Annotated in this window: 3 rRNA genes; all 3 read right to left on the minus strand. The window is 56.8% G+C overall.

From position 1 onward, the window contains the following. Window positions 1–4 precede the first annotated feature (4 nt). Window positions 5–121 (minus strand): 5S ribosomal RNA (gene rrf, locus EGT67_RS24940). Between the two features lie 127 nt (window positions 122–248). Then, window positions 249–3377: ribosomal RNA gene (locus EGT67_RS24945) — 23S ribosomal RNA — on the minus strand. Between the two features lie 325 nt (window positions 3378–3702). Then, window positions 3703–5221, minus strand: a 16S ribosomal RNA gene (locus tag EGT67_RS24950). The 16S, 23S and 5S rRNA genes sit together here, the layout of an rRNA operon. Window positions 5222–5381 lie beyond the last annotated feature (160 nt).

Genomic DNA, 5381 nt, shown 5'->3' on the forward strand with positions numbered 1-5381 from the left:
GGATGTTCGGCGGTGTCCTACTCTCCCACACCCTGTCGAGTGCAGTACCATCGGCGCTGGAGGGCTTAGCTTCCGGGTTCGGAATGGGACCGGGCGTTTCCCCTCCGCTATGGCCGCCGTAACTCTATGAAACTGTCACACATTCAATTCCCCCGCCCGAACCACCCGCCGGCACAGCCGTGGGGTGTTGGGGGTGAATGGTATCTGTGTGTTGTTTCAGATACCGCACAGTGGACGCGTAGCTTCTTTGTGGTAAGTCCTCGGCCTATTAGTACCAGTCACCTCCATCCGTTACCGGACTTCCAGTTCTGGCCTATCAACCCGGTGGTCTGCCGGGGGCCTTACCCCCTCGAGGGGGTGAGAAACCTCATCTTGGAACAGGCTTCCCGCTTAGATGCTTTCAGCGGTTATCCCTTCCGAACGTAGCTAACCAGCAGTGCTCCTGGCGGAACAACTGGCACACCAGAGGTTCGTCCGTCCCGGTCCTCTCGTACTAGGGACAGCCTTCCTCAAGTTTCTAACGCGCGCGGCGGATAGAGACCGAACTGTCTCACGACGTTCTAAACCCAGCTCGCGTGCCGCTTTAATGGGCGAACAGCCCAACCCTTGGGACCTACTCCAGCCCCAGGATGCGACGAGCCGACATCGAGGTGCCAAACCATCCCGTCGATATGGACTCTTGGGGAAGATCAGCCTGTTATCCCCGGGGTACCTTTTATCCGTTGAGCGACACCGCTTCCACTTGCCGGTGCCGGATCACTAGTCCCGACTTTCGTCCCTGCTCGACCTGTCAGTCTCACAGTCAAGCTCCCTTGTGCACTTGCACTCAACACCTGATTGCCAACCAGGCTGAGGGAACCTTTGGGCGCCTCCGTTACATTTTGGGAGGCAACCGCCCCAGTTAAACTACCCACCAGGCACTGTCCCTGAACCAGATCATGGTCCGAGGTTAGATGTCCAATACGATCAGAGTGGTATTTCAACAACGACTCCACACACACTGGCGTGCATGCTTCACAGTCTCCCACCTATCCTACACAAACCGAACCGAACACCAATACCAAGCTATAGTGAAGGTCCCGGGGTCTTTTCGTCCTGCCGCGCGTAACGAGCATCTTTACTCGTAATGCAATTTCGCCGAGTCTGTGGTTGAGACAGCAGAGAAGTCGTTACGCCATTCGTGCAGGTCGGAACTTACCCGACAAGGAATTTCGCTACCTTAGGATGGTTATAGTTACCACCGCCGTTTACTGGGGCTTAAATTCTCAGCTTCGCCATTACTGGCTAACCGGTCCTCTTAACCTTCCAGCACCGGGCAGGCGTCAGTCCGTATACATCGTCTTACGACTTCGCACGGACCTGTGTTTTTAGTAAACAGTCGCTTCTCTCTGGTCTCTGCGGCCCCCACCAGCTCACGGAGCAAGTCCGGTCACCGGCAGAGGCCCCCCTTCTCCCGAAGTTACGGGGGCATTTTGCCGAGTTCCTTAACCACAGTTATCTCGATCGCCTTAGTATTCTCTACCTGACCACCTGTGTCGGTTTGGGGTACGGGCCGTGTGAAAGCTCGCTAGAGGCTTTTCTCGGCAGCATAGGATCACTGAATTCGCCTCAATCGGCTACGCATCACGTCTCAGGCTATATGCGACCCGGATTTGCCTAGGTCACGCCCTACACGCTTACACCAGTATTACCACTGACTGGCTCAGCTACCTTCCTGCGTCACCCCATCGCTTGGCTACTACCAGATCGGTTCACGCGCATCCACCACCGGAGAACCCGAAGGTTCAAAAGTGGCTTCAGGGCGCTTAGCATCACTGATTCACCAGGGGCGCGTTCACACGGGTACGGGAATATCAACCCGTTGTCCATCGACTACGCCTGTCGGCCTCGCCTTAGGTCCCGACTCACCCTGGGCGGATTAACCTGGCCCAGGAACCCTTGGTCATTCGGCGGACGAGTTTCTCACTCGTCTTTCGCTACTCATGCCTGCATTCTCACTCGTGCAGCCTCCACACCTGGATCACTCCGGCGCTTCCATGGCTGCACGACGCTCCCCTACCCATCCACACCACTGCCGGACGATCCGTAAACCATCCGGGGTGTTATGTGAATGCCGCGGCTTCGGCGGTGTACTTGAGCCCCGCTACATTGTCGGCGCAGGATCACTTGACCAGTGAGCTATTACGCACTCTTTCAAGGGTGGCTGCTTCTAAGCCAACCTCCTGGTTGTCTTCGCGACCCCACATCCTTTTCCACTTAGTACACGCTTAGGGGCCTTAGCCGGCGATCTGGGCTGTTTCCCTCTCGACTACGAAGCTTATCCCCCGCAGTCTCACTGCCGCGCTCTCACACTCTGGCATTCGGAGTTTGGCTGACGTCAGTAACCTTGTGGGGCCCATCGGCCATCCAGTAGCTCTACCTCCAGAGTGAAACACGCGACGCTGCACCTAAATGCATTTCGGGGAGAACCAGCTATCACGGAGTTTGATTGGCCTTTCACCCCTACCCACAGCTCATCCCCTCAGTTTTCAACCTAAGTGGGTTCGGGCCTCCACGACGTCTTACCGTCGCTTCACCCTGGCCATGGGTAGATCACTCCGCTTCGGGTCTAGAACATGCCACTCAAACGCCCTATTCGGACTCGCTTTCGCTACGGCTACCCCACACGGGTTAACCTCGCGACATGCCGCTAACTCGCAGGCTCATTCTTCAAAAGGCACGCCATCACCCCCCACCCGAAGGTGCGAAGGCTCTGACGGATTGTAAGCGCACGGTTTCAGGTACTATTTCACTCCCCTCCCGGGGTACTTTTCATCTTTCCCTCACGGTACTAGTCCGCTATCGGTCACCAGGGAGTATTCAGGCTTATCGGGTGGTCCCGACAGATTCACAGCAGATTTCACGGGCCCGCTGCTACTCGGGTGTCCGTCACGACAGTCACCATGTTTTCGTCTACGGGACTCTCACCCTCTACGACAGGCCGTTCCAGACCACTTCGACTAACACGATGATTTCTTACTGTCGGCCAATCCGGCAGAATTGACAAGACGGATCCCACAACCCCACGAATGCAACGCCCGCCGGCTATCACACACCCATGGTTTAGCCTCTTCCGCTTTCGCTCGCCACTACTCACGGAATCACATGTTGTTTTCTCTTCCTGTGGGTACTGAGATGTTTCACTTCCCCACGTTCCCTCCACACGCCCTATATATTCAGGCGCGGGTAACCACACATCACTGTGGCTGGGTTTCCCCATTCGGAAATCCTCGGATCTCAGCTCGGTTGACAGCTCCCCGAGGCTTATCGCAGCCTCCTACGTCCTTCATCGGCTCCTGGTGCCAAGACATCCACCGTACGCTCTTAAACACTTACAACAAAGATGCTCGCGTCCACTGTGCAGTTCTCAAACAACACACAACACCCGAACTCGTGTGGCACCAGCCGGAGCAGAACCCCGCGGTATGACCACGCCCAGATGTTGTCGTTTCTTCCTTCGAGGTAACACTTGCGTGTTCTCTCAGGACCCAACAGTGCGCCGATATAACTCTCTTCCCACCGACACTCGGGCCGGCGGTAATGAAGAAAATGCTTGTCAGTGTTCCACCCATGAGCAACCGCAGTCCCACATGTGGGGACTAAACGGCCTCTGCCAGCAAGAAGACAACCTCTGTTGCCCCTCGACTGGAGAATGCTCCTTAGAAAGGAGGTGATCCAGCCGCACCTTCCGGTACGGCTACCTTGTTACGACTTCGTCCCAATCGCCGATCCCACCTTCGACGGCTCCCTCCACAAGGGTTAGGCCACCGGCTTCGGGTGTTACCGACTTTCATGACGTGACGGGCGGTGTGTACAAGGCCCGGGAACGTATTCACCGCAGCGTTGCTGATCTGCGATTACTAGCGACTCCGACTTCACGGGGTCGAGTTGCAGACCCCGATCCGAACTGAGACCGGCTTTAAGGGATTCGCTCCACCTCACGGTATCGCAGCCCTCTGTACCGGCCATTGTAGCATGTGTGAAGCCCTGGACATAAGGGGCATGATGACTTGACGTCATCCCCACCTTCCTCCGAGTTGACCCCGGCAGTCTCCTGCGAGTCCCCGCCATTACGCGCTGGCAACACAGGACAAGGGTTGCGCTCGTTGCGGGACTTAACCCAACATCTCACGACACGAGCTGACGACAGCCATGCACCACCTGTATACCGACCACAAGGGGGGCCGTATCTCTACGGCTTTCCGGTATATGTCAAACCCAGGTAAGGTTCTTCGCGTTGCATCGAATTAATCCACATGCTCCGCCGCTTGTGCGGGCCCCCGTCAATTCCTTTGAGTTTTAGCCTTGCGGCCGTACTCCCCAGGCGGGGCGCTTAATGCGTTAGCTACGGCACGGATCCCGTGGAAGGAAACCCACACCTAGCGCCCACCGTTTACGGCGTGGACTACCAGGGTATCTAATCCTGTTCGCTACCCACGCTTTCGCTCCTCAGCGTCAGTTACTGCCCAGAGACCCGCCTTCGCCACCGGTGTTCCTCCTGATATCTGCGCATTTCACCGCTACACCAGGAATTCCAGTCTCCCCTGCAGTACTCAAGTCTGCCCGTATCGCCTGCAAGCCCGCAGTTGAGCTGCGGGTTTTCACAGACGACGCGACAAACCGCCTACGAGCTCTTTACGCCCAGTAATTCCGGACAACGCTCGCACCCTACGTATTACCGCGGCTGCTGGCACGTAGTTGGCCGGTGCTTCTTCTGCAGGTACCGTCACTTTCGCTTCGTCCCTGCTGAAAGAGGTTTACAACCCGAAGGCCGTCATCCCTCACGCGGCGTCGCTGCATCAGGCTTTCGCCCATTGTGCAATATTCCCCACTGCTGCCTCCCGTAGGAGTCTGGGCCGTGTCTCAGTCCCAGTGTGGCCGGTCGCCCTCTCAGGCCGGCTACCCGTCGTCGCCTTGGTAGGCCATTACCCCACCAACAAGCTGATAGGCCGCGGGCCCATCCTGCACCAGTAAACCTTTCCAACCCCCGCCATGCGACAGGAGCTCATATCCGGTATTAGACCCAGTTTCCCAGGCTTATCCCAGAGTGCAGGGCAGATCACCCACGTGTTACTCACCCGTTCGCCGCTCGTGTACCCCCGAAGGGGCCTTACCGCTCGACTTGCATGTGTTAAGCACGCCGCCAGCGTTCGTCCTGAGCCAGGATCAAACTCTCCGTTGAAGACTCTAGATTGGCCGGCGAACCGGCAATCAGCCATAGACATCGAGTCAAATCACTAGCGTAAAAACTCAAACTAGCTTGCACTGACCATCTCAGACGGAAGAATGAGACAGCCAGCAAATACCCACCCACCGAAAATGGTGAGTGGAGTACCAAAAAA

It is taken from the genome of Prescottella agglutinans (assembly GCF_004011865.1).
GTDB lineage: Bacteria > Actinomycetota > Actinomycetes > Mycobacteriales > Mycobacteriaceae > Prescottella > Prescottella agglutinans.